This window comes from Pararhizobium sp. LjRoot235, assembly GCF_964254145.1.
Taxonomy (GTDB): domain Bacteria; phylum Pseudomonadota; class Alphaproteobacteria; order Rhizobiales; family Rhizobiaceae; genus Pararhizobium.
The window spans coordinates 1,562,484-1,586,967 of sequence record NZ_CAXUSP020000001.1 but is presented as its reverse complement, the minus strand read 5'-3'; the positions used below and the strand labels follow the sequence as shown (position 1 = coordinate 1,586,967).

22 protein-coding genes are annotated in these 24,484 nt (G+C 60.2%); 10 read left to right on the top strand and 12 right to left on the bottom strand.

Annotated elements, in window-relative coordinates:
• Nucleotides 1–173: 173 nt before the first annotated feature.
• Complete coding sequence (locus tag ACSQ2Z_RS07540) at nt 174–980, top strand: extensin-like domain-containing protein (protein WP_436080620.1); 807 nt, start codon at nt 174–176, stop codon at nt 978–980.
• 140 nt (nt 981–1,120) lie between these two features.
• The gene (locus ACSQ2Z_RS07535; RefSeq protein WP_436080619.1) at nt 1,121–1,630 is read left to right on the top strand and encodes a DUF1993 domain-containing protein; all 510 of its coding nucleotides are present in this window, start codon (nt 1,121–1,123) and stop codon (nt 1,628–1,630) included.
• Nucleotides 1,631–1,751: 121 nt separating this feature from the next.
• Here ACSQ2Z_RS07535 and ACSQ2Z_RS07530 read toward each other — a convergent pair whose 3' ends face one another.
• The 10 genes from ACSQ2Z_RS07530 to ACSQ2Z_RS07485 form a co-directional block, all read right to left on the bottom strand.
• Nucleotides 1,752–3,431: a formate--tetrahydrofolate ligase gene (locus ACSQ2Z_RS07530; protein ID WP_436080618.1), complete on the bottom strand. Its 1,680-nt coding sequence runs from the start codon at nt 3,429–3,431 to the stop codon at nt 1,752–1,754.
• A 178-nt stretch (nt 3,432–3,609) separates the two neighbouring features.
• Nucleotides 3,610–4,737 (bottom strand): DUF2333 family protein, encoded by a 1,128-nt coding sequence (locus tag ACSQ2Z_RS07525; protein ID WP_436080617.1) that lies wholly within the window; start codon nt 4,735–4,737, stop codon nt 3,610–3,612.
• Nucleotides 4,730–6,028 carry a DUF6638 family protein gene (locus ACSQ2Z_RS07520; RefSeq protein WP_436080616.1) on the bottom strand — a complete coding sequence of 433 codons (1,299 nt, stop codon included), beginning with the start codon at nt 6,026–6,028 and terminating at the stop codon, nt 4,730–4,732. The genes ACSQ2Z_RS07525 and ACSQ2Z_RS07520 overlap by 8 nt, the downstream gene beginning before the upstream one ends.
• Nucleotides 6,029–6,049: 21 nt before the next feature.
• Complete coding sequence (locus tag ACSQ2Z_RS07515; protein WP_436080615.1) at nt 6,050–6,277, bottom strand: type II toxin-antitoxin system RelE family toxin; 228 nt, start codon at nt 6,275–6,277, stop codon at nt 6,050–6,052.
• 25 nt (nt 6,278–6,302) lie between these two features.
• Nucleotides 6,303–6,536 carry a type II toxin-antitoxin system RelB family antitoxin gene (gene relB / locus ACSQ2Z_RS07510; RefSeq protein WP_436080614.1) on the bottom strand — a complete coding sequence of 78 codons (234 nt, stop codon included), beginning with the start codon at nt 6,534–6,536 and terminating at the stop codon, nt 6,303–6,305.
• A gap of 93 nt (nt 6,537–6,629) precedes the next feature.
• A complete protein-coding gene (locus ACSQ2Z_RS07505; protein WP_436080613.1) occupies nt 6,630–8,540 on the bottom strand; it encodes an AAA family ATPase in 1,911 nt (636 codons plus the stop codon).
• 3 nt (nt 8,541–8,543) lie between these two features.
• Entirely contained in the window at nt 8,544–9,692 is a 1,149-nt protein-coding gene (locus ACSQ2Z_RS07500; RefSeq protein WP_436080612.1) for a hypothetical protein, read from the bottom strand.
• A 187-nt stretch (nt 9,693–9,879) separates the two neighbouring features.
• The gene (locus ACSQ2Z_RS07495) at nt 9,880–10,968 is read right to left on the bottom strand and encodes a hypothetical protein (protein ID WP_436080611.1); all 1,089 of its coding nucleotides are present in this window, start codon (nt 10,966–10,968) and stop codon (nt 9,880–9,882) included.
• Nucleotides 10,969–11,125: 157 nt separating this feature from the next.
• Nucleotides 11,126–11,473 carry a c-type cytochrome gene (locus tag ACSQ2Z_RS07490; protein ID WP_436080610.1) on the bottom strand — a complete coding sequence of 116 codons (348 nt, stop codon included), beginning with the start codon at nt 11,471–11,473 and terminating at the stop codon, nt 11,126–11,128.
• A 105-nt stretch (nt 11,474–11,578) separates the two neighbouring features.
• A complete protein-coding gene (locus ACSQ2Z_RS07485; RefSeq protein WP_436080609.1) occupies nt 11,579–12,160 on the bottom strand; it encodes a thymidine kinase in 582 nt (193 codons plus the stop codon).
• Between the two features lie 268 nt (nt 12,161–12,428).
• Between ACSQ2Z_RS07485 and ACSQ2Z_RS07480 the strand changes: the two genes are divergently transcribed.
• The 6 genes from ACSQ2Z_RS07480 to ACSQ2Z_RS07455 all read left to right on the top strand — a co-directional run bounded on the left by ACSQ2Z_RS07480 (nt 12,429) and on the right by ACSQ2Z_RS07455 (nt 18,056).
• Nucleotides 12,429–13,355, top strand: a complete 927-nt coding sequence (locus ACSQ2Z_RS07480; RefSeq protein ID WP_436083016.1) for a choline ABC transporter substrate-binding protein — start codon at nt 12,429–12,431, stop codon at nt 13,353–13,355.
• 81 nt (nt 13,356–13,436) lie between these two features.
• Nucleotides 13,437–14,282, top strand: coding sequence for a choline ABC transporter permease subunit (gene choW, locus ACSQ2Z_RS07475; protein WP_436080608.1), 846 nt, complete (start codon nt 13,437–13,439; stop codon nt 14,280–14,282).
• On the top strand, nt 14,279–15,328 hold the full coding sequence (choV, locus tag ACSQ2Z_RS07470; RefSeq protein ID WP_436080607.1) for a choline ABC transporter ATP-binding protein: 1,050 nt from the start codon (nt 14,279–14,281) through the stop codon (nt 15,326–15,328). Before choW ends, choV begins: the two co-directional genes overlap by 4 nt.
• 84 nt (nt 15,329–15,412) lie before the next feature.
• Nucleotides 15,413–16,156, top strand: a complete 744-nt coding sequence (locus ACSQ2Z_RS07465) for a HugZ family protein (protein ID WP_436080606.1) — start codon at nt 15,413–15,415, stop codon at nt 16,154–16,156.
• Nucleotides 16,157–16,276: 120 nt separating this feature from the next.
• Nucleotides 16,277–16,618 carry an ArsR/SmtB family transcription factor gene (locus ACSQ2Z_RS07460; protein WP_436080605.1) on the top strand — a complete coding sequence of 114 codons (342 nt, stop codon included), beginning with the start codon at nt 16,277–16,279 and terminating at the stop codon, nt 16,616–16,618.
• 364 nt (nt 16,619–16,982) lie between these two features.
• Nucleotides 16,983–18,056 (top strand): Gfo/Idh/MocA family protein, encoded by a 1,074-nt coding sequence (locus ACSQ2Z_RS07455; protein ID WP_436080604.1) that lies wholly within the window; start codon nt 16,983–16,985, stop codon nt 18,054–18,056.
• Here ACSQ2Z_RS07455 and ACSQ2Z_RS07450 read toward each other — a convergent pair.
• Nucleotides 18,041–19,195, bottom strand: coding sequence for a Gfo/Idh/MocA family protein (locus ACSQ2Z_RS07450; protein WP_436080603.1), 1,155 nt, complete (start codon nt 19,193–19,195; stop codon nt 18,041–18,043). The two genes, ACSQ2Z_RS07455 and ACSQ2Z_RS07450, sit on opposite strands and share 16 nt — an antisense overlap.
• On the bottom strand, nt 19,192–21,459 hold the full coding sequence (locus ACSQ2Z_RS07445) for a glycoside hydrolase family 9 protein (RefSeq protein ID WP_436080602.1): 2,268 nt from the start codon (nt 21,457–21,459) through the stop codon (nt 19,192–19,194). Before ACSQ2Z_RS07445 ends, ACSQ2Z_RS07450 begins: the two co-directional genes overlap by 4 nt.
• Nucleotides 21,460–21,717: 258 nt before the next feature.
• Between ACSQ2Z_RS07445 and ACSQ2Z_RS07440 the strand changes: the two genes are divergently transcribed.
• Together ACSQ2Z_RS07440 and ACSQ2Z_RS07435 are read left to right on the top strand one after the other, a co-directional pair.
• The gene (locus ACSQ2Z_RS07440; RefSeq protein WP_436080601.1) at nt 21,718–23,046 is read left to right on the top strand and encodes an aspartate aminotransferase family protein; all 1,329 of its coding nucleotides are present in this window, start codon (nt 21,718–21,720) and stop codon (nt 23,044–23,046) included.
• A gap of 285 nt (nt 23,047–23,331) precedes the next feature.
• Nucleotides 23,332–24,438, top strand: coding sequence for a branched-chain amino acid ABC transporter substrate-binding protein (locus tag ACSQ2Z_RS07435; protein WP_436080600.1), 1,107 nt, complete (start codon nt 23,332–23,334; stop codon nt 24,436–24,438).
• Nucleotides 24,439–24,484: the final 46 nt, after the last annotated feature.

The window sequence follows — 24,484 nt, the reverse complement described above, 5'->3', positions numbered from 1 at the left end:
AAACATGACTGTTAGTGTCAACAAATAAATGTCACACTTTTGCCAAACTCCTGCAGCGCCATCCCTGGCGTGCCGGATTGGCAACGATCCGGCGTCCTGCGGCTGCAATGCAACCATTCCCGCCCGAATGCGTTGTGGCCGCGCCCTGCACCCGGCAGGACCGGAGTTCGTTCATGCATCTTCGAATCATCGCCTGCCTCCTGTCGGCCCCCCTCCTCTCAAGCGCCGGCCTTCCGCAAACAGGTCCGCTCCCCGAGAAAAGGCCCGTGGCAGAGACAACGCCGGTAGAGGAGCAGACGGAGAAGGATGCGCCTGCGACGAACAAGGACGACAAACCTCTTCCAGTGCCGGACGATGCCAAGCCGTTAACCGAGGAACTTGAGGCCAAGCCTGAGCCGGTGCTGACGATCGAGCCGGAAGAGGGGCAGGAATATGCCGCCTGCCTGAGGGCGTTGAAACAGATTGGTGCGAGCTTCAGCGAGGAAAAGCGGATCGATGACGGCAAGGGCTGCGGTATCGATAAACCGCTGACGCTTGACATGGTCCTCCCGGGCATTGCCTTGAAGCCGGAAGGCAAGATGCGCTGCGAAACCGCGCTCGAACTCGCACGCTGGACGAAGGAGGCCGTTCTGCCGGCAGCCAAGGCGGCGCTCGGACACGAAGGTCCGCTGACGGCAATCAAACAGGCATCGAGCTATGTCTGCCGATTGCGCAACAACGGGACGAGCGGAAAAATCTCCGAGCACGCGCGCGGCAACGCCATCGATATTGCGTCCTTCACATTCAAGAGCGGCAAATCGATCGAAATCCAGCCGCGCGACGAGGATTCGACCCTGACCGGCGCCTTCCAGCGGGCGGTGACGGCAACCGGCTGTCTTTATTTCGAAACGGTGCTTGATCCCGGCAGCGACGAGGCGCACGAAAACCATCTGCATTTCGACGTTCTGGAGCGCAAGAATGGCTATCGCTATTGCCGGTAATGTCCACTCCTCTCGCAACCGCGTGGATATAGTTGCGAGACGCACGGCTCTTCCGCCTTGCCCGAAGCGATAGCGAACCCCATCTGCTGAGAGCGCCGGCCTTGAACCCGGGCTGGCCCCTCATCACAAAGGATTTTTCCATGCCCGTTTCCATGTACAAAATCTCGGTTCCCGTCTTCATCCGCGGGCTGAACGCTCTTGCGGGGCTCCTCGACAAGGCCGAGGCCCATGCTGCTGAAAATAAGGTACCGCTGGAGGATTTGTTCAATGCGCGTCTCGCCCCGGACATGCTGGCCTTGTCCGGCCAGATCCAGCGCGTCAGCGACACGTCGAAGAACGCCATCGGACGCCTGACCGGCGTTCCCGCGCCGAGCTTTCCAGACGACGAAAAAACGTTTGCCGAGCTCCGCGAACGCATCGCCAAAACGATCGCCTTCCTCGAAACCGTCAAGCCGTCCGATCTGGAGAAGAGCGAAGAGAGGGATGTGACGATCAACTTCGGCAAGCTGAAGTTCACGTTCACCGGCGACGACTACCTCTTGAAGTTCGCATTGCCGAACTTCTTCTTCCATGTCACGACCACCCACGACATCCTGCGCAACCAGGGCGTTGCCGTTGGCAAGGTAGACTATCTCGGGCCTTATAGTTGAGCATTTCAAGCCGTCACATTGCCGGGCGCCGATAGTCAAAAAACTCTGTGCCCTCTGAACTGCCCCTCGAAGGTTGCTCCAACTTTCGGGGGCAGTTCACCCTTGCGGGCTCTTCCTGCGTTTAAAACAACCCCTCGATGAATCCTTCGTCGTTGAAGAAAATTCTCTCCGACGACGGCACACGCGGCAGGCCGGGCATGGTCATGATCTCGCCCGTGATGACGACGATGAAGCCGGCCCCCGCGGACAGGCGGACCTCGCGGATTGGAACGGTGTGCCCGGTCGGGGCACCGTGCAGGTTGGGGTCGGTCGAGAAGGAATATTGCGTCTTGGCCATGCAGATCGGCAGGTGGCCGTAACCCTGGTCTTCCCAAGTCCGGAGCTGGTCGCGCACGGTCTTGTCGGCGATCACTTCGCCGGCGTGATAGATATCCTTGGCGATGGTTTCGATCTTGTGGAACAGCGGCATGTCGTCAGGATAGAGCGGCGAAAACTGCGAGCGGCCGTCTTCCGCCAGCTGCACGACCTTGCGGGCCAGATCCTCGATGCCGGCAGAGCCCTCGGCCCAATGCCTGCACAGGATCGCCTCAGCACCCAGCGTGGCGACGAAAGTTTTGATCGCCGCGATTTCAGCCTCCGTATCCAGCGTGAAATGGTTGATCGCAACAACGACCGGTACGCCGAACTTCTTGACGTTCTGGACATGCCGGCCGAGATTGGAGCAGCCCTTCTTGACGGCTTCGACATTCTCGCGACCAAGGTCTTCCTTCTTCACGCCGCCATTCATCTTCATCGCCCTGGCGGTTGCAACGATCACGGCCGCATCGGGTTTGAGCCCGGCCTTGCGGCATTTGATGTCGAAGAATTTTTCCGCCCCGAGATCGGCGCCAAACCCGGCTTCGGTAACGACGTAATCGGCCAGCTTCAGCGCCGTCGTCGTCGCCACCAGCGAGTTGCAGCCATGGGCGATATTGGCGAACGGGCCGCCGTGGACGAGGGCTGGATTGTTTTCCAGCGTCTGCACGAGGTTCGGCTGCATGGCGTCCTTGAGGAGCACGGTCATGGCACCATCGGCCTTGATGTCGCTGGCAAAGACGGGGGTCTTGTCGCGCCGGTAGGCGATGATGATGTTACCGAGGCGTTTTTCGAGGTCCTTGAGGTCGGTGGCGAGGCAGAGGATCGCCATGACCTCGGAGGCAACCGTAATGTCGAAACCTGTCTCGCGCGGATAGCCGTTGGCGACGCCGCCGAGCGGGCCGACGATGTGGCGAAGCCCCCGGTCGTTCATGTCCATTACGCGGCGCCAGACAATACGGCGAATGTCGATGTTCTGCTCGTTGCCCCAGTAGATGTGGTTGTCGATCAGCGCTGACAGCAGGTTATGGGCCGAGGTAACGGCATGGAAATCGCCAGTAAAATGGAGATTGATATCCTCCATCGGCACCACCTGCGCATAACCGCCGCCGGCGGCCCCGCCCTTGACGCCGAAGCAGGGGCCGAGCGACGCCTCCCGGATGCAGACGATGGTCCTCTTGCCGATCCGGTTCAGCCCATCGCCGAGACCCACAGTCGTCGTCGTCTTGCCTTCGCCTGCAGGCGTCGGATTGATCGCCGTGACGAGGATCAGTCTGCCGTCCTTCTTGCCTTTTTGCTGGGCAATGAAATCGGCACTGATCTTTGCCTTGTCATGACCGTAGGGAAGGAGATGTTCGGGCGGTATTCCAAGTCCGCTGCCAATTTCCAGGATCGGCTTTTTGCTGGCTGCGCGGGCTATTTCGATATCGGATTTAACCTCGGCCATATGGTGTCTCTCCCCTTCCACCGTTTTTTTGGTCTGGGAGCATATGAGCGTGAACGGAAGTGGCTTGCCATCGTTTATTTGCTTTCGAACCCGCCGAAAGCAAAAATCCGCACAATTTTTGACGAAAACAAATAAAAAGACGAAAGAACAGCGTCCTTCCGTCTTCATTCGATGAAAGCTATCGCGCCAGAATATCGCGCATTTCGACGAGATTGGAGCGGACGCGCAGCACATAGAAGCCGAGCGTCGCAAGATGCGTCGGCATGATCCAGCCATCCTCCCGACCATTCGAGATGATCAGGGGCTGGATGCGCAGTGCGGCGCGCAACTGTTTGATGCTTTCCTGCCAGATCGGTGCCAGACCGCGCTGGGTGATCACCGCATCGAAATCCGCACCGGCCGCGGCCATCACACCGTAGTAGCCGTAAAGCTGGCCATAGGCGAACCAGTAACGATCGTCCGCCCGTGTATCGAACCAGCCGCCGTTGTGGTTTTCCGAGCGCTCGCGGATCATCGCCGAGGTGCTGCCGATGTCGTTGGCGATGCGGTCGAGGAACTCGATCAGGTTGTCGGAGCGGGCGTCGAAGATTGATTCGCACTTGGCGAGCGATTCGTTGAAGGCCTGCAGGTCGCGCATGGCGCTGCGGTAAAAGCTCGGGGTCGGCGTTTTCGGTCCGAACGGATCGAGGCCGAAATACCAGGCCGTCTCGTCGAATTGCAGGTTGCTGCGGGCTCTCTGCAGATTGTTGTTGATGCCGGACGTGCCACGCACGCGGCCGAGCGAATCCACCAGTTCAACCGTCGTGCGGCGGATCGCCTGGTTCACACCGCGCTGGAAGGAGGCCTTGTTGTCGAGCCAGGGCGTGTCGTCCCAATCCATCCCGAACAAGCCGAGCTTGTAGAGCAGCATCGAGGAAATCCAGGCATTCTGGTTGACGTTGAAATCGACGAGATCCGAGGTCACGTCCACGATCGCCGAGCGCTCGCAGGCGTTGGCGGGTGCCGTCTGTCCGGCCGCTGCCTTGACCGGCAGGCCGGCATCGTTCTTGCGCTCGGTGAGCTTGTAGCGGCTGACGTAATCCGGATCGAAATTGGTCCAGGCCTGCGTCTGCCAGATGAAATTGCCATAAAGCGCGATCAGGGCCAGGAGACCTATGCCGAGCGGGCCCTTGATGATCCAGCTGCGCTCGCGGTACCAGTTCCCTACGGCAATGAAGGGTGCGAGTATCCAGGCTACTACCAGGCCAATGCCGCGGCCGATCGCGGAAAACCCGCGCTGAAAAAAAGCCACGATCGGATCAAGCATTACCATCCTCCTTGAGCCCGTAAAGATGCTTACGGAACGCCACCTTGTCCTTGAGATATGTGCCGCTCAGTGTCGCCACAACATATTCCCTGAACTTTTCGCTGTAATGTTCATAGGCCGCATAAAACCCCTGCTTGTCAAAGACGAAGCGGGAGACGAAATCGGTAGGGTTCAGTTGCGAAATCAACCGATTGGCGAGCCACTGGTCCGGATGCTCCGGGGCGGCGCGAACGAGCAGGAAGCGATTTTCCGGCGCCACCTCCTGCATCTTGATGGTGCCCGATGCGGACACAGCGCGGATCATCGTCTGCAGGAAAGGATAGGCACCATCCAACGATACCAGCGCCGAGTTGCGATGCATCCACGTCTGCAGCCAGATCGCATCGACCGCGCCGAGATCCGTGGTTGGATCCACTTGATTGACGAGCCCGCGCAGGATCATATCCGCCCGGTGCTGATAGAGGCCGGAACTCTCCACCCACGACGCCTGCGGCAGTTGCAGCCGGTTGGTCGAGGCAAGGAATTCGTAGATGCGCTGGTGGTCCGAGAGGCTGATATAGCTGACCTGCCAGGGGCGCGAGCGGCGGAAACCGGGCACGGAGGGATCGCAGATGACGGTCGTCGTCTTTTCATCGAGAAAGACATAGACGCCGCCGAAATGATTGGCCCAGAAGGCATCGTGGCGAAAAACCAGCTGATCCGGAACCAGCGCATTCTCGCGGATGTCGCCGGTGATCTTGGCGAGCTCGACCATGCGGTTCAACATCGCATCGTCGGCCCAGGCAGTGGGCTCCGCCTTCAACCGATCGACCAGAGCCCTGAGTTCAGCTGCCTTGCCAAGCATGTCCTCGGCCGAGAGCACGCGAAACCGAACCTCATTGATCGAGAGCAGGTCGTCGATGTCATGGACGATCGAAACCGAGTCTTCGATCTCGCCGTAGAGCGCGTCCTTGATCGTCACCGCGTTGATGGCCCGGGCGTTGGCGGCGAAGAACTCGTGCATCAGCGCGGCGGTGTTGGAAAAGCTCGTATGGACGACCGGCAGTTCCTCCTGTGCCGGCGTCATGATGATGAAACGGCGGTTGACACGGTTCGGATCGAGATAGTCGCGGTCACCGAGTTCATCGGCGATCTCCGGCGAAAAGCCGGTCATGTCGATCCGGAACGAGGAGAGCGCCGTCGGGCGCAGGCCGAAGCCCTGCAGCGCCTTGTTGTAGCGCGCAATCAGGTGCGGCTCGGAAATTTCGAGCAGGCGCCCATAGATGAGTTCGGCTTCGAGGAGGCGTTTCATGCGGTGCAGACCGTCGGCGGATCATCTGTAAATTTCACGGCGATGCCCGATCTCGACAACGAGGATGACCAGATGTTCGTCCTGAATTCGGCAAAGAATTCGGAAATCTCCGACACGATACCTCCAAAGATCCCCGAACCTCGTACCCGGCAGCGCCTGGCCAACCTGGCGAGGATGGTCGAGCAACGCCACCCGACCGAAAAGAAAATCGTGGATCCGCCGGACATCGGCCGCACCGATCTTGCGCAAGCTTTTTTCCGCGTCGCTTGTGATGTCAATCGTCCAGGCCAAGCTCTGCCATGACCTCCTTCAGCGGGCGCGTCGTGGTTTCACCACGCTCCAAGCGCTCCAGCGCCCGCTCTGCAAGGTAGATGTCCTCCAAATCGTCCAAATGCTCCTCAATCGCCTGGCGGATATAAAACGTCGCTGTGCGCCCCGTACGCGCTGCAAGAGCCTGCAGCCTTTCATAAGTCTCGTCGGGTAGACGGATTGCTGTTTGCCTGGTCATGACATTGCTCGCAATGGGATACGTGCATACCGTATAGCATGCCCACCCTCTAATTGCCACATCACAGAGAGAACCGGCTGGCGTCTATCCCATTTACCACCGTCCCTCCTTCCGCATCGCCTCGATCTCGCGGACAGCCTTTTCCCTCTGCCGTTCGCGGCGGATGATGTCGGCCACGGCGGCATCGTCTGACTTGTCGGTGTAGCGGAATTCCGAGTCGGCGTAGCGGTTGATTTCCTGCATGACCATGGGAAGCGTGATCGGTCCCCGCAGCTCCTCGATCATCGTCTTCTTCTCGTCGTATGCCTTGTGCATGAAGACGTCAGGCGTGGCGAACCAGTCGTCGGGCAATTCCACGTCCATCGCCCGCATCTTGATCGCGTCGGTAATGTTCCTGATCGCCCGGCCGGTGAAGCGCGGTTCTGCCTCTTTGATCATGTGCAGATAGGCGCCGACATCCGCGAGCGTGTCGATCTTGCCCTCTTCCTTCTCGAACCGTTCCCAGACGGCAAGCAGCCCGTCCTCCTTCGGACGGGAATGCGCCTCGTAGGATTGCGAGACCGCTTGTCTGATTTCCTGCCCGGCAAACAGTTGGTGTTCGCCGAGCGGAATTGCGTGGTTCTTGCCGACCAGAAGCGCAAAAATGTCGATGTAGTCGCCTTCCGACTGCGGCCCGTCGACCAGCCAGCGGGCACCGGCGCGCTGGCGCAGCGCATCGTCGACGTTTTCCGGGTAGTTGGAGAACATGCCGAACGCGCAGTTGCCGCGGATCACCGTCGAAGCGCCCGCGAAGCTTTCCATCAGCACCGCCGTCACCTCATGCTGGCCGGCCGATGCCCGATCGTCCGAACGCTTGGCCGCCACCTGATCGACATCGTCGATGGTGCCGAAGCCGATGGCGCGCGGATTGATGACGTTGTTGACGAATTCCTTGCAGTTCTGCCCGGACTTTCCCTGGTAGGAGGAAATCTGGTCGACGCCGAAATTCTCGTAGTGGAAGGCGTATCCGGCGATCTCGCAGTAATCGTTGAGCATCCCGGCCAGCATCTGGATCAGGATCGTCTTGCCCGTGCCGGGCATGCCGTCGCCGATAAAGGTGAAGAGGAAGCCGCCGAGCTCGACGAAGGGGTTCATCTGCCGGTCGAAATCATAGGCCATCAGCATCTTGGCAAGCTTCAGCGCCTGGTACTTGGCGATATGGTTGCCGATGATCTCTTCCGGCTTCTTGAAGGTCATCACCAGCGGCTTGCGCCGGGCGCCGGGCGCGACGTCGAAGCCGTTCAGGGTGAAGTCGTCCTGATCGAGCCGGATATGCACGTTCTCAAAGCTGGAAAGCCCTGTAAACCGCGCCTTGCGGCCGATCAGACCTTCGATCGCAACCCTTGCAAAAGCCCTCGCCCGGCTGGTCAGCGCCACATCGTCCGGCGCGCCTGCGATCGACCTATCGAGGGCCGAGATCATGCTTTTTAGCGCATCCTGCGGGGTATCGAACAGGAAATCGGGCTCCGATCCGTCCTCGACAGGTTCGCCCTCGCCGGCCAAGGTCGCCCCGAGATAGGCGGCGAAGGTGAAAGCGGCAACATAGGCTGAGGCAGACAGGAGCGCCTTGAAATGACTGGCATCATCTCCGGACAGAGGTGCCGTGGCATTGCGCGACTGCAAGCTTTCCAGATTGGTCTGCCGGGCAAAGACATCGGCAACGGCGAGCGCCACCTGCAGGCCACGCCGCGAGCGATAGAGCAGCGCGTGCTGGCCGGGCGACATCAGCGGATCGCCAGCGCGAACCGACTGGATGGTTTTGGTCAACTCCACCTCGCGGGTGCGACGCTGTCCACCGGTCGAGACGGTGGAGACGAAGCGGCGGCCGGTGCCGGCGACCGCCGTGCCGGCGGACGGCCCATCCGCCTCAAGGATGATAACCTTTGTCACCAGCCCTTGCGCCACCGCCTGATGCTTGGCGATGTCGTCCTCATGCAGTGTCGTCAAGCCCGCGTTCAGTGACATGGCCTACACCTCGCTGATGACCTGGTTTCCGGAAATCACATGCACCTTGTAGTCGCCGAAAATCTCTGCCGCATCACCGGCGGCGTAGAGAGCCTGATAGGCATCGTGCGGCACCAGCGCATGTTTCTCATAGGAACTCACCCCCATGCGCGTCGCTTCGAGATTGTCGGTATCGATATGGAATTCTTCCGCTGCCGGCGTCGATGACCAGAAGCCGCGCTGCGCTGGCCGCTCGGCCTTGGAAAAGACCTCCTGCACCGTCCAGGTCAGAAGCCAGGCATTTTCCTGTTTGCGAACCTTGGAGAGTATCTCGTTGATCTTGGCATTGTTCTCGGTAATCCCGGCCGAATAGAACGGCCCGAGCACGATGCGCCGCAGCTGCTTCGGATGAAGTTCGGGAAAATCCTTGTCGAGATTGGTGGCAATCGTCACCGGCGTCAGCGAATAGGCGCTGTTCTTCAAGGCGAAATCATCGAAGCGGCTGGCCAGTTCCGGATTGAGCAGACCGCCGACCGGCAGGGGAATGTCTACCTCCGCATTGAGTTTGCCGTCCTCCGTCACCAGCATGCCGACGATTTTCTCCGAGGAATCCTCGATCATCGCCATATAGACCATCGGCAAGGTGCTTGTTCCGTCAAAAGCGCCCCAGCAGACGACGTAGTAGGGGCGCATGGTCTTCGGATTGACGGCAACGCGGATCGTCTCGGGCATGATGAAGGGCGAGAAGATGTCGCCCTTGCCGATCTGTTCGAGATAGAGCCGCTCGGCCATGCGCGATTGGAGCGCAGCCGGAAACGCCTTGTGTCTCAGGATGAAGTCGGCCATTTCGTGGCGCAGCGCGTCGGCCTGCGGAATGCCGGACAGCCGATTTTCCGCCGTTTGCCGATCGTTTTCCAGCTCCAGCACATTCTGGAACACCGGAAAGCCGCTTTCGGCGCGGGAGATGCGGAACTGCTCGATGAAACCGATGCGGTTTTCCCAGCAGGAGAAAGATGCCTTCAGCCGCGCAAGATAAGGCACGACCACTTCGCCAACCACCGAATTGCGGTAGAGCGGCGAGTTGCGGTCGCCGAGAAAGATTTCGAGCCCGCCGAGAGCAGCCCGGATCGATGCGAAATACTGGCCGACGGGACCTTCGGTCGCGGCGTTCATGCTGCAATACCCCGCGGCGACGCCCTGTATGGCAAGCGCGGCCCCTCATCCGGCCTGTCGGCCACCTTCTCCCCGTGAACGGGGAGAAGAGACAAGCGGCAAACTCCGTAGTCCCCTCTCCCCGCTTGCAGGGAGAGGGTTAGGGCGAGGGGCTTTGTGACACGGCCGTTGGCGAGCATGCTCAGAACTACTGCTTCACGTAATTCGCCGAATTGTGCTTGTCCATGACGGCCTGGAACCGCCGGGCAAAGGCGTCGTCGGCGAGTTTCTTGCGGCGCTGGATATCCTGCGTCGAGAGCATGTTCTTCTCGTGCATTTCCAGGAGATCGCCGATGTGGCGTTGCGCTGCCGAGCCGATGCCGGCCATGGTTTCCTCGGCTGCGGTATCGACCTGGCTGCCCAGCGTGTTGATCTTGTGGGCGACGTCCTGCTGCGCGGCCGTCTTCAACGAATCTTCCAGCGCCTTGTAGAGCACAATGCGCTGTTCGGTATCGATCGTCAGCTTGTTGATCAACGTGTTTTGCGCGGCGATCTGGTTGTTGAGCGAATCGACGAAGGTCTGGAACATTGACGTATAGCGCTCGAGCGTCTGGCTTTCGGCCAGGAGTTCCTGCTCCTTGGCCTGCTTCTCGTTGTATTCGGTGGCCAGCACTGAGCGCTCGCCTTCGAGCTGGGTGCGGGACATCTGATCGGTGGAGGCGGCAATCTTGTTTTCGATATCCATCAGCAGCGGGTTGAGTTCCTCAATCCGCTTCTGCGTTTCCTGGAGGTTCGCCATCGTCCCCTTGCGCCGCTCGATCACCTGGACGAGGCTCGCCTCGGAGGTTTTGTAGCGGGTTTCAAGCACGTTCTTCTGCTCTTTCAGGATCCCGACGATCGTATCGGACTTCGCCAGGAGCTCCTGCAGATTGCCGGCAAGCGACATGTTGCGGACGCGGTCTGTGCGCATGCGCTGCGCGCTCTGCTTGGAAAACAGACCAATGAATTTTTCGTAGCCCGTATAACTCTTCATGCTTTCGAATTCGGAACCGAAAACGTTGGTTGCATCTTCCAGGCCAATGATGAGGTCGGCGATATTGCCTTCCATCACCTTCTGCTGGTTGATGACATCCTGGATACGAGCATTCTCGATGTCGAAATTCGCATCGCCCAATTTGGTGTCGGACTTGGCGAACTGGTCGAGCACGACGGCGGACTGGTTCATCTTGCCGCGCATCTGTTCGACGATGCCGCGCGTTTTCTCGATCTCGCTCTCAAAATTCTGAAGTGTCGCCATCGTTTCCCCCTCTCGCTTCGGTGCAGGCGCACCGCGCAGATCAATTATTCAGTCGTGACATCCATTTATATAATGGGAGCAGCGATTTGAAGCACAAGTGCCCAGCCGCCGATTTTCAGTTGTGTCCCCTTGCCGGCAACCTGCCTGCCGGAAACGCCTACTTGGTAGCCGTGGTCTTTAAATAGGCAATGACGTTTTCGATATCCTGAGGCTTTTTCAGGCCGGGAAAGGACATCTTCGTGCCCGTCACCGTCGCTTTCGGGCTGAGAAGGTATTCGGCAAGCTGAGCCTCGTCCCATACTTTGCCATCCGCGCCGAAGGCCTTCATGGCGCTGGAATAGCTATAGCCGGGAAAGGTGGCGACCGGGCGGCCGACGACGCCGATCAGGCTCGGCCCGACCCGATTCACCGGCTCGGACGCGGTATGGCAGGCGCCGCATTTCCTGAAGACCTGCGCCCCCGCTTCCGCGTCGCCGCCGGCAAAGGCAGGCCCGCCCAAAGACACAGGCAGGCACTCATCAGGACAAGACGCAGCGGCATTGGTGGTTTCTCCAAGAACAAACGGGATCGCCGCCACCATGGCACGGCGTGGCCGCCGCGCGATAGCCCGTCAGCCTGCGTTCATGACATCTTCCCAATGGCGGCGGCAGTAGACGACATATTTCTCGTTGCCACCGACATCGACCTGGGCGCCCTCATGGACGACATTGCCCTTGGCGTCGAGCCGCGCCACCATCGTCGCCTTGCGGCCGCAATGGCAGATCGTGCGGACCTCCCGTATCTCGTCGGCGATGGCGAGCAGCGCCATCGAACCGGGGAAAAGCTTGCCCTGGAAATCCGTGCGCAAGCCATAGGCCATGACCGGAATGCCGATGCGATCGGCGACGCGCGCCAGTTGCCAGACCTGGTCCTCGCCGAGAAACTGCGCCTCGTCGACGAACACGCAGGCAATCGTTTCTTCGGCATGCAGACGTTCGACCAATGCATAGAGATCGTCGTCATGCGTGAAGGGGATGCCCTCCTCGCTCAACCCGATGCGGGAGGATACGCGCCCCTTGCCTGCCCGATCGTCGAAGGCAGCGATCAGGATGACCGTGCGCATGCCACGTTCGCGATAATTGTAGGACGCCTGCAGCAGCAGGGTCGATTTTCCGGCGTTCATCGTGGCGTAGCTGAAATACAGTTTTGCCATGGCGTCCTCTTCTGTATGCTGTCGACCGTTCATGAACAGACCGGGCGAGGAAGGCTAGAGCGCGAGCGCAGAAACCACAGAAAATCGACACTTCCCGGCAGAACGCGGACAATGCGACATCTTACGTCGTTTTACGCGGGCTGTCTGGCGAACGTCCCAATAAACTCAAGTCAACACCAAGGCGCTTGAAATGGCGAACATTTGGTGATTGGCTACAATCATAAGACGCAGGGGAATAGATACGATGACCAGACTGACACTGAAATTCATGCTGACCGCGGCCGTATCTCTGGCTGCGCTGACAGGGAACGCTTATGCTGCCGAACCGGAAAGCTGTGGCACCGTCCGCTTTTCCGATGTCGGCTGGACCGACATCACCGCGACGACGGCGACCGTCAGTACGATCCTCAAGGGCCTCGGCTACGAGACGGACATCAAGGTCCTTTCCGTTCCCGTCACCTACCAATCGCTGAAGAACAAGGACATCGACATCTTCCTCGGCAACTGGATGCCGACCCAGGAAAACGACGTGCGTCCATTCCTCGATGACAAGTCGGTCGAATCCTTCGGCCCCAACCTTGAGGGCGCCAAGTACACGCTGGCGACCAATGCCAAGGGTGCAGAGCTCGGCATCAAGGATTTCAAGGATATCACAGCTCACAAGGACGAGCTCGACGGCAAGATCTACGGCATTGAGCCGGGCAATGACGGCAACCGCCTGATCATCGACATGGTCGACAAGGATACCTTCGGCCTCAAGGGCTTTGAAGTGGTCGAATCCTCCGAACAGGGCATGTTGGCACAGGTCGCCCGCGCCGAAAAGGACGGTGAACCGGTCGTCTTCCTCGGCTGGGAACCGCATCCGATGAACGCCAACTTCAAGCTCACCTACCTGTCCGGCGGCGACGATATCTTCGGCCCGAACTTCGGCGGCGCAACCGTGTTCACCAACGTGCGCGCGGGCTACACCACCGAATGCCCGAATGTCGGCAAGCTGATCACCAATCTGAAGTTCTCGCTTCCGATGGAAAACGAGATCATGGGCAAGATCCTGAACGACGGCAAGGAGCCGGAGGTGGCCGCGACGGAATGGATCAAGGCCAATCCGGCCGCCATCGAACCGTGGCTCGCCGGCGTCACCACCAAGGACGGTGCGGAAGGCTTGCCGGCCGTGAAAACAGCCCTCGGTCTCTGACCGGCGGAGACAGGGCGGGGATGATCTCCCCGCCTTTTTTGAACCGATTTCCGCTTCGTTTTTCCGGCATAGGATGTTTCCGTGGATTTTTTGACCGAATATCGTGTTCCGATCGGCACAGGGGCAAAGACCTTCGTCGATTGGCTCACCACCAATTTCGAACTGTTCTTCGATCAGCTCGCAAACTTCCTGTCGGGCGTCGTGGCTGTTCTCCTGTTCATCCTGCAGACGCCGCATGCGCTGGTCGTCGTCGCGGTCGTCACTGCGTTGTCCTGGTGGCTGCGCCGGTCGATCGGCATCACGCTGTTTACCTTTTTCGGATTGCTCCTGATCATTAATCAGGGCTATTGGAAGGAAACGACGGAGACGTTGGCACTCGTGCTCGCCGCCAGCTTCGTCAGCATGGCCGTCGGCATTCCGCTCGGCATTGCCGCGGCGCGCAAACCGGTGTTCTATGCCTTCATGCGCCCGGTTCTAGACCTGATGCAGACCATCCCGACCTTCGTCTATCTCATCCCGGCGCTGATCCTCTTTGGTCTCGGCATGGTACCGGGCCTCATTGCAACGGTGATCTTTGCCATTCCCGCGCCGATCCGCCTGACCCGCCTCGGCATTATCTCGACGCCGCCCTCCCTGGTGGAAGCCGCTGTTTCCTTCGGCGCAACGCCGTCGCAGGTCCTGCGCAAGATCGAAATCCCGTTTGCCATGCCGCAGATCATGGCTGGCCTCACCCAGACGATCATGCTGTCTCTGTCGATGGTGGTCATCGCGGCCCTCGTTGGCGCCAATGGCCTTGGCGTGCCGGTGTTGCGCGCGCTGAATACGGTAAACGTCGCCAAGGGCTTTGAAGCCGGGCTTTGCATCGTCATTCTCGCCATTATTCTCGACCGCCTGTTCCGTTCGTCCGATGAAGGAGAAGGCGCATGACCGAAGCTGTCGTTTTCAAGAATGTCGACATCATCTTCGGCAACAAGCCCGAAGCGGCCATCGCCATGGTCGATCAGGGCAAGACCCGCGATGAAATCGGCGCCGCCACCGGGCTGGTGCTCGGTGTCGCCGACGCCTCGCTGACGATCACTGAGGGCGAAATCCTGGTATTGATGGGGCTTTCCGGATCGGGCAAGTCCACGCTGTTGCGCGCCGTCAACGGTCTCGCGCCGGTGGTCCGCGGCGAAGTGCAGGTGAAGACTGGGCACGGAACGATCAATCCCTACAAGACCAGTGCTAAAGCGCTGCGTGACTTCCGCATGCACGATGTCTCAATGGTGTTCCAGCAGTTTGCATTGCTGCCATGGCGCACGGTGGAGGACAATGTCGGTTTCGGGCTGGAACTCGCCGGCGTGCCGGACAAGGAACGCAAGGACCGTGTTGCCGAGCAGCTGGAACTGGTCAACCTGACGAAATGGGCGGGCCGGCAGGTCAAGGAACTGTCCGGCGGCATGCAGCAGCGCGTCGGACTTGCCCGCGCCTTTGCGACCGGCGCGCCCATCCTGCTGATGGACGAGCCCTTCTCGGCGCTCGATCCACTGATCCGCACCCGCTTGCAGGACGAACTGCTGGAATTCCAGCGCCGGCTGAAGAAGACCATCCTCTTCGTCAGCCACGACCTCGACGAAGCCTTCCGGATCGGCAACCGCATCGCCATCATGGAAGGCGGCCACATCATCCAGTGCGGCACGCCGCAGGAGATCGTCAAGAGCCCGGCCAATCAATATGTTGCCGACTTCGTCCAGCACATGAACCCGATCACCATGCTGACGGCGATGGACGTGATGCAACAGGGCGTCAACCGCGCCGATGGCGCTGCCGGCGTGACGGGGACCGCCAAGCCGACAACGCCGCTGATCGACATTCTCGACGCGATGTCGCGCCAGCCGGGCAGCATCGGCGTTGTCGACAATGGCGCCGTCGTCGGCACCATCAATGCCCAGAACGTCGTGGAAGGCTTGACCCGGCATCGCAACAGAAGTTGACCGGATCAGCCCGAATGCCAGTATAAAGGACGCCTGGGGCCGTTGTCTCCGGGCGTTTGGCATTCAAGACATGGGACAAATCCGATGGCCGAAAAACCTTCCGTGCTGCGCGAAACCGACGACGAGGCGCGCAAGCTTGCCCGCATCCTGCTGCGCTCCGCCCGCAGCGCCGCCCTCGCCGTCGTCGAGCCGGAAAGCAACGGTTTTCCCTTCGTCAGCCGTGTGCTTCTCGGCATCGACACCGATGGAAGCCCGGTCATCCTTGTGTCTGCTCTATCGACTCATACACAGGCCCTGTCGGCCGACAGCCGCTGCTCGCTGCTCACCGGCGAAATCGGCAAGGGCGATCCCCTCGCGCATCCCCGTCTGACCGTTCAGTGCGAAGCGGAGAAAGTCGAGCGGAACGGCGCCGCGCATGCCCGTATTCGTGCACGATTCGTCCGCCGCCATCCGAAATCGGAACTCTACATCGACTTTCCGGACTTTGCCTTTTTCAGGTTGCGGCCAGTGAAGGCCAGCCTCAATGGCGGCTTCGGCCGGGCCTATGCGCTTGATGGCGAAGACCTGTCCATTCGCTCGCCGGCAATCGACGATCTCGCAGCGATGGAAGAAGGGGCAATCGAGCATATGAACAGCGACCATCCCGACGCGGCGAGCCGCTATGCGCAGGTCTATTGCAAGGCCGAAGGCTCGGACTGGCGAATCTGCGGCCTCGATGCCGCCGGGGTCGATCTTGCCTCGGGCGACCAATTAAGGAGACTGGAATACAATGCACCATTGCAATCCGCGCGCGAACTGCGCATGATGCTGGTGAAACTATGTGGTTAACTTTGCCCTGCCTACCCCGATTTCTTGCAGTAGGAGGTTGTACTTTTATTCATCACGTCTAATTATTGCATTATTCACAATCATAACCAAGCGTGATGTGAACCTCGCACGGAGTATGGAATGCAAACGATCTCTCCCCAGAAACACGGCAAGGCTGAAATAGCTGCGGAGTTTCTGTCGGCCATGGCAAACCCCAAGCGTCTGCTGATTCTGCGTTCACTGGTGAACCAGGAAATGGCAGTCGGCGCGTTGGCAAACCAGGTCGGCCTCAGCCAATCTGCCCTGTCGCAACATCTCTCGAAATTGCGTGCCCAGAATCTCGTGACCACCCGTCGCGATGCGCAGACGATCTACTATTCAAGCTCTTCGGATGCCGTCTTGAAAGTGTTGAAAACGCTGACGGAAATCTATGGCGAAGAAACCGCCCCGGCCGAAAAGCCGGCCCAGCGTCGTACCGCCTGATACGGATGGGGGTCGGCCGCCCGCCGGTCCCCGTTTTTACCAGCCGCTTTGCCGTCTCCTTCGAATTTTCGCCACATTATGATCGCCGATTTCGTCAATGCAGCACCCCCGATTTGGGTGAAAAATCTTTACATTTCCGCAGGGAATCCGCTGACCCGTCGCACCTGAACCCGCGTATCCAAACGCGGCAGGCATGATCATAACTTCAGCCGAGGCGGCGATATTTACCCTTGCTCTGCCGTCCGTTCCCGAATCAAATCCTGCATCGCACGACCAGATTTCGCGGGGCGTCCGTATCGCTGTCGATATCCCCTAATGCCGATGTTTACGCGCTTTTGAGACTTTGCCGTGCAGGATCGCCGTCATGAACACCACCGCCAATAACCGGCAGCCGCCGTCGATCGTCAGATGGGCGGTGGTCGGAACCGGCACCATCGCCTCCACCTTTGCCGAGGACATCCGTTGGGCCGGCAATGCCGAACTCGTTGCCGTGTGCTCGCGGACGCCAGAAGCGGCCGCTGCATTCTCACAGCGCTTCGGCGAGCTTCGGATGCTAACCAGCATCGAGGCTTTGACAGCCGGCAGCGGGATAGACGCCGTCTATCTGGCGACGCCGAACACCACCCATTTCACACAGACCCAATCGCTGTTGCGCGCTCGAATTCCAGTCCTTGTCGAAAAGCCATTTGCGACGACCGCGGCTGAGGCGCGACAACTGTCCCAGTTGGCAAGGGAAACGAATACGTTTGCCATGGAAGGTCTTTGGTCCGCATTCCTGCCGGCGGTTGACGGCGTGCGCAGCCTTATCGCCGACAGCACGATCGGTTCCGTCACCGGCATTCGGGCGGAACTCGGCTATGCCAAAACCCTCGACATGAATAGCCGTTTCTTCTCGAAAGCGCTCGGCGGCGGCTCCCTTCTTGATCTGGGGGTCTACCCGATCGGGCTGACGTTAGCGCTGTTCGGTTTTCCGCGGGCGGTGACCGGGCGGTGGCGGGCGGCGCCCACGGGTGTCGACATGTCCGCCGAGATCAACCTCCAGTATCCCGGCTTCGATGCCTCCCTCTCCTGCGCGTTCGATCGCAACGGCAGCAATCGCTTCATCATCGAAGGCAACACGGGGAGCCTGACGATCGACGCGCCATTCTTGCGGGCAAATCGTATCATCGTCACGAAAAATCCCATTTCCCGCCATCTGGCGATCCCTCTCGGCTCCGGCCACCTGTCGCGTCTCACCGCCAAGTTGGCGCGCAAGCTGCCTCTGCCCGGCCTGACGATCCAAGATTACGGATTTCCGGGCAACGGACTGCAGTTCGAGATCGAAGCGGCAAGCAAGGCAATCCTCGAGGGAAAATGCGAGCAGCCGCTGATGCCGCTTGGCACCAGCATTGCTGCGTTGGAAATCATCGAAACCGTATTGGCTCAGCCTGCGTCATAACCGCCCGGCGTGTGATCCCGATTGCCGGCATTCAGCGCCAGCACGATATCCGTCAGGTGCAGCGCGGTCTCGCCCGAAAAGAATGGTTTGGTATTTTGCCTTATCGCGTCCGCCTGGGCCGCGATGCCGCGCACGAAATCGATCCGCGAGGGATAGGCCGGCAGGGCGTTTTTCTCGGCAGGACGCGGGTAGGCGACCGGTTTTCCGGCCGTCAGCCGAAATGCAAATTTCCGCTGGAACTGCCATTCCAGGCGCTCTATCGCTCGATGTAACAGCGGCTTCCTGGCACCCGACAACTCGACATGGATCGGCGAGCGGTTATCCCAGAGATCGCGGACCACGAGGGTCCCCTTGTCCCCGACGATCGTCAGTGACCGGTCGCGCGGCGCGGCAAGTCCGCTGGTGAGGCGGGCGACGAGGCCCGAACGGAATGTCAGGCAACCGACGGAAAAATCCGGCCCGAGCGCGAGATGCTCGGTGCCCGGCCCCTTGTCAGGAAACGTCAGCGCCGAGAATGCCGCGACATGCGCCACGGGACCAAACAGCGAGACGAGCCAGCTCGTCGCATAGCCCGCATGTTCCAGCGTGCAGCCGATTTCGAATTCGTGCACCGCCGGCCATTTCGCGCCGGAGCGGCTTCGCCACTCCTGCCACTTGTCCAGGAAGACCGGCCCGTCCTCCATTTCCGCATAGGCGAGGCGCGGCGTGCCGATGATACCGGTGCTAAGGATCTCGGCGCAATGCGCCCGCGCATCGCTGAGCGCATTGGCAGGCGCGCCCGCCAGCACCAGTCCCCTTTCGTGTGCCAGTTCGACCAGTTCCCGCGCCTCGTCCACCGTCATTGCCAAGGGTTTTTCGCAATAGACGTGCTTACCGGCGAGCAATGCCGCCTTGTTAACGGCATGATGGCTCTCTGGTGGCGTCAGGTTGACGATGATGGCAACTGCGGGATCCGACAGCAGTTCCGCCTCAGACGTATAGGCGCGGACTTTCCAATATCCACAGAACTGCTGCAGCCGCGCAGCGTCAATGTCCCAGACACCCGTCAGCCGCAACTGCGGATGGTTTGCCAGCGTGGTCATATAGTAGTCGGCGACGAAACCGGTGCCGATGAAGGCGATGCCTGTCTGTCCGCTCATCGCGCATCCGCCAGGAAAGAGGCCATATAGACCAGCGGCGCATTCCAGTTGATAGCCATTTCGTTGGTTCCCCAGGCCATGATGTCATCGACATAGCACGTCTGCGGCAGGCAGCCTTCGAGCCCCGCTTTCGATACATCATCGACCAGCGTGGAGTTCGGCCCGCCCGCCAAAGTGCCCACCGGCGGATTGGGCAGCGTGTCATCGACCTGATGGGCATACCAGCGGCTATGCTGGTTCTTCGCAAAGACGCCGCCATAACCCGTGACATAAGACATGTTCATCGCATTGCGCCCGAAGATGTAATCCATGCTCTCGCGCACGCCATTGAGGAAAGGCTTTTCGCCCGTCAGGTCATATGCTGCCGAGACGACGATCATGTTTTGCAGGATCAACTGGTTGGATCCCCAGTCATAGCGGTTGTTGGCCGGCCGGTAGATCTGCCCGAAGGGCTCATTCTTCTGCAGGCCGATGAAATTTCTGGCAGCCGCGACGACAGAGGCGCGGATCATCGCCTTGTCCTCCTCGGGCAACCTGTCGCCATAGAGCGCCAGGTCGAGACGGCCAAGGCCGGCAACACTGCGCCAGTTGAATGCGCCAACGGCAGGAAAGACAGGGGCCGCCCAATAGGCAGAGGTTTTCAGCGCAGAGAGATACATGGCTTCCCCGGTGGTCAGGTAAAGTTCGGCTGCCGCCCAATAGGTCTCGTCGGTAATATCGGTGTCGTCATAATCGCCGCCGCCTTGCAGGCCATCGGACCGGGGCGCATAGAGTACCGGGTTGGCAGCGGCAGCCAGCCAGGCTTTGCTCGCAGCCGCCAGCAGCTTCTCAGAAAACGCCGTGTCATAGGGCGCAAACAGCCGCGCGCCCTGCGCCGCCACTGCCGCGAGATTGAGCGTCGCGGCGGTCGAGGGGCGATGCAATGCCCGCTCTTCCGGATCAAGATGCGGCAGCATCGGCACGTCAGTCCACCTTGTGTCATGGACCTTGTGATGCACCATGCCGGCCAAGGGCTGGCCGTCGGGCACCATCATCTTCATCAGGAATTCGAGCTCCCAACGGGCCTCGTCGAGAATGTCGGGAACACCGTTGCCGTTTTCGGGAATGCGCGAGAGGCTGTCACTGAGCACCGGCGACGCCCCCTTGCCGTAGCCCAGGCCGCGTTCGAACGCGCCGAGAAGCTGCGCAGCCGCAATGCCGCCATTGACCACGTATTTGCCCTGGTCACCGGCATCGTACCAGCCACCGGACACATCGAGCGAATAGTCACAGGTCCAATCCTCGCCGTAGAGGTCCACCGCGACCTTGCCGGTCAGGCACGCCACCCCGCTATCGCCCATGTTTGGGCTTTCCTGGATGTGTCCGGCCGGCCGGGCATAGGCCTCTCCGGCAATAGCCCCCATGATCTCGATGCCGCTGCGCTGCGGATAAAACCAGGACAGCGCATCGACGCGCAACTTGCCGTAGACGTCGCGGCCGATGGAAAAGGAGTGGCTCGTCTTGCCGCCGGCAATCACGCGATACCCCTCGCCAGCCATTGTGAAGGCGGAAAAATCGGCAACCTGCGTATCTGCTCCGACCGTTTCATCGAAACCGGCAGGGGCCGCCATGCCCTCGCCCACCACCGCGCCCTGAGCATCCTCAAGCTTGAAGGCCAGCGGCTTGGTGGAATTCGACAGGATTGTTGCCCGCTTCGGTCCATCGAGGAAATAGCCGGCCTGGTTGACGAGTGCCGGCAGGCCGCGCGTCGCGCTTTTCACGGCCGCCACGGCTTCCTCGGGCTTGGCTTCCCTTATCGCTACATCATCGAGGCAAAGCCGCCATGGTTTTTGGGCACCGCCCAGATGGAAAATCATCTGGGCGGGTTCTGTCTCCGTGGCCCTGAAGACCTTCGAGAACCCTTCTTCCCCGTCGATGGTCTCGGCATCGAACGCCGCCTGTGCCGTCCACGGCTCGGTATTGCGCTGGATCACGACCTGGATAATACGCTCCTCCTTGCTTTCGAGCGTCATCTTCAGCCGATAGGATGTGCCCGCAGCAAATTGCAGATCGTTGACGCCGAGCAACCGGTCCCACGGCTTGCCGCCAGCTTCGACATCGGCGCATAAGTCTCCGCGTTGGCGCGACAGCGCGACGCCACCGGCCGCCCAGAAGCCGTCCTCGCCCTTTTCAAAGGCGCCATCGGCAATCATGCCGGCTGCCCGCGCCTGTGCGGAAAAAAAAACAAGAAGCGCAAGCGCCAGACCGGCCTGAAGTTTTGGCAAAGACTTCCATCCTGAGCCCAAGTTTCGGAAACGCGGCGCCATTCTCCTGCAAACAGGTTAAACTTCGGAAAAGACAGGATCGCAAACGCGGTTTCATAGCGTTTTCAGACTGCATTTTTTCGTCAGTCTAAACCCTGCTTGACCGTATCGGCCAAGGCTTGACGCTGGGAGGCGCCCTGATAGTTTGACCATCAGGTAAAGATTCCGCTTCATCCACCTGGATTTGGCCGCCAGATAGAAAACGCCACGGAGAACACGATGTCGAACCGCCTTAACGCCACGCCCAACGATCTCAGCGCCTTCTGGATGCCATTCACGGCCAACCGGCAGTACAAGAAAGAGCCGCGCATGTTCGTCAAGGCGAAGGACATGCACTACACCACCCACGACGGTCGCCAGGTGCTTGACGGCACCGCGGGCCTGTGGTGCGTCAACGCTGGACACTGTCGGCCGCTGATCACCGAGGCGATCCGCGAGCAGGCGGGCGAACTTGACTACGCGCCCGCCTTCCAGCTGGGCCATCCGAAGGCCTTCGAATTGGCGAACCGCCTGATCGACATTGCGCCCGACGGGATGGAACATGTGCTCTACACCAATTCTGGCTCGGAATCGGTGGAAACCGCGCTGAAGGTGGCGCTCGCCTATCACAAGGTGAAGGGCAATGGCTCGCGCACCCGCCTGATCGGCCGTGAGCGCGGCTATCATGGTGTCAACTTCGGCGGCATTTCGGTCGGCGGCATCGTTTCCAACCGCAAGATGTTCGGCACGCTTTTGACCGGCGTCGACCACCTGCCGCACACCCATCTGCCGGAAAAGAACGCCTTTACCAAAGGCGAGCCGGAACACGGCGCCGATCTTGCCAGCGAACTTGAACGCATCGTCGCGCTGCATGACGCTTCGACTATCGCCGCCGTCATCGTCGAGCCGGTCGCAGGCTCCACCGGCGTGCTGATCCCGCCGAAGGGCTATCTGCAGAAGCTGCGCGACATCTGCACCAAGCACGGCATCCTCCTGATCTTCGACGAAGTCATCACCGGTTATGGCCGTCTCGGCGCGCCATTCGCGGCGCAGTATTTCGATGTCAAGCCGGACATGATCGTTACCGCCAAGGGCCTGACCAATGGCGTCATTCCGATGGGCGCCGTGTTCGTCACCGCGGAAATCCACGATGCCTTCATGAGCGGCCCCGAGCACATGATCGAGTTTTTCCACGGCTATACCTATTCCGGCAACCCGATCGCCTGCGCCGCCGCCCTCGGCACGCTCGACACCTACCGCGATGAAGGTCTGCTGACACGCGGCGCCGAACTCGCTTCCTACTGGGCCGACGCGCTGCATTCACTGAAGGACTGCCCGCACGTCATCGATATCCGCAATATCGGCCTGATCGGCGCGATCGAGCTTCAGCCGATCGCCGGCGAGCCGACCAAGCGCGCCTTCTCGGCCTTCCTCAAGGCGTATGAAAGCGGCTACCTGATCCGCACCACCGGCGACATCATCGCGCTCTCGCCACCGCTGATCATTACGAAGGCGCAGATCGACGAGTTGATCGACGGCATCCGCAAGGTATTGCAGTCCAACATCTGACTGAACAATATTTAGTCATTTCTTATGTTACGAACGGGTCGGAACGAACGTTCCGGCCCGTTTCTGTGCGACTACTGAATAAATTCTACGCACATTGTTTAAAATTCCACCTTGCGAAATTGTCTACCGGTTCCTAAACGCTAGATTATTGGAGTCTACCGGTCCGCCAGAGACGGAAACCCAATGGGCTCGACTTGTTTTCGGCGGATCGGGCATCAGGCCTCCCGTCGAAGAATGGCGACTATGCCAGCACGCGGGGAATCAACCCATCCAAGGAGAAGCAAGATGAATTTCAAGACACTAACGGGCGCCACCCTCGCCGCCACGCTGGCTTTCACGCCGTTGGCCCATGCCGAGATCGTGATCGGGCTAATTGCCCCCCTGACCGGCCCGGTCGCCGCTTACGGTGATCAGGTGAAGAACGGCGCTGAGGTCGCCGTCGCTCAGATTAACAAGAATGGCGGCATTCTCGGCGAACAGGTAGTACTGAAGCTTGCCGACGATGCCGGCGAACCGAAGCAGGGTGTCTCGTCCGCGAACCAGATCATCGCCGAAGGCATCCGCTTCGTCGTCGGCCCGGTCACCTCCGGCGTCGCCATGCCGGCATCCGAGGTCCTTGCGGAAAACGGCATCCTGATGGTGACGCCGACGGCGACCACGCCGGACCTGACAAAGCGCGGCCTGACCACCGTCCTGCGTACGTGCGGACGTGACGACCAGCAGGCCGAAGTGGCCGCAGCCTACGTGCTGAAGCAGTTCAAGGACAAGCGCATCGGCATCCTCAACGACAAGGGCGCCTACGGCAAGGGCCTCGCCGATGCCTTCAAGACAACGCTGAACGCCGGCGGCGTCACGGAGGTCTTCAACGGCGCGCTGACGCCGGGCGAGAAGGACCTGACCGCGCTCACCACCCGCCTCAAGGCGGAGAAGGTCGATGTGCTCTATTTCGGCGGCTACCATCCGGAAGCCGGGCTGCTGGTGCGCCAGCTTCACGACATCTCCGCCAACATCCAGATCATCGGTGGTGACGGTCTGTCCAACAGCGAATTCTGGAGCATCGGCACGGATGCCGCTGCCGGGACGGTGTTCACCAATGCTGCGGACGCGCTGAAGAGCGAGAATTCGAAGGCGGCAGTTGCCGCTCTCGAGGCGGCGAAAATCCCGGCTGAGGCCTTCACCCTCAACGCCTATGCCGCCGTCGAAGTAATCAAGGCCGGCATCGAGAAGACCGGAAGCGCAAAAGACGCGGCAGCCGTTGCAGCCGCCCTGAAAACCGGCGAGCCGATCACCACCGCCATCGGCAACCTCACCTATGGCGAAACCGGTGACCTGACATCGCCGAGCTTCTCGCTCTACAAGTGGGAGAACGGCAAGATCGTCGCTGCCGAGTAAGCGAAAATACAATCACCGATCGGGCGCTTTGGCGCCCGATTTTGAT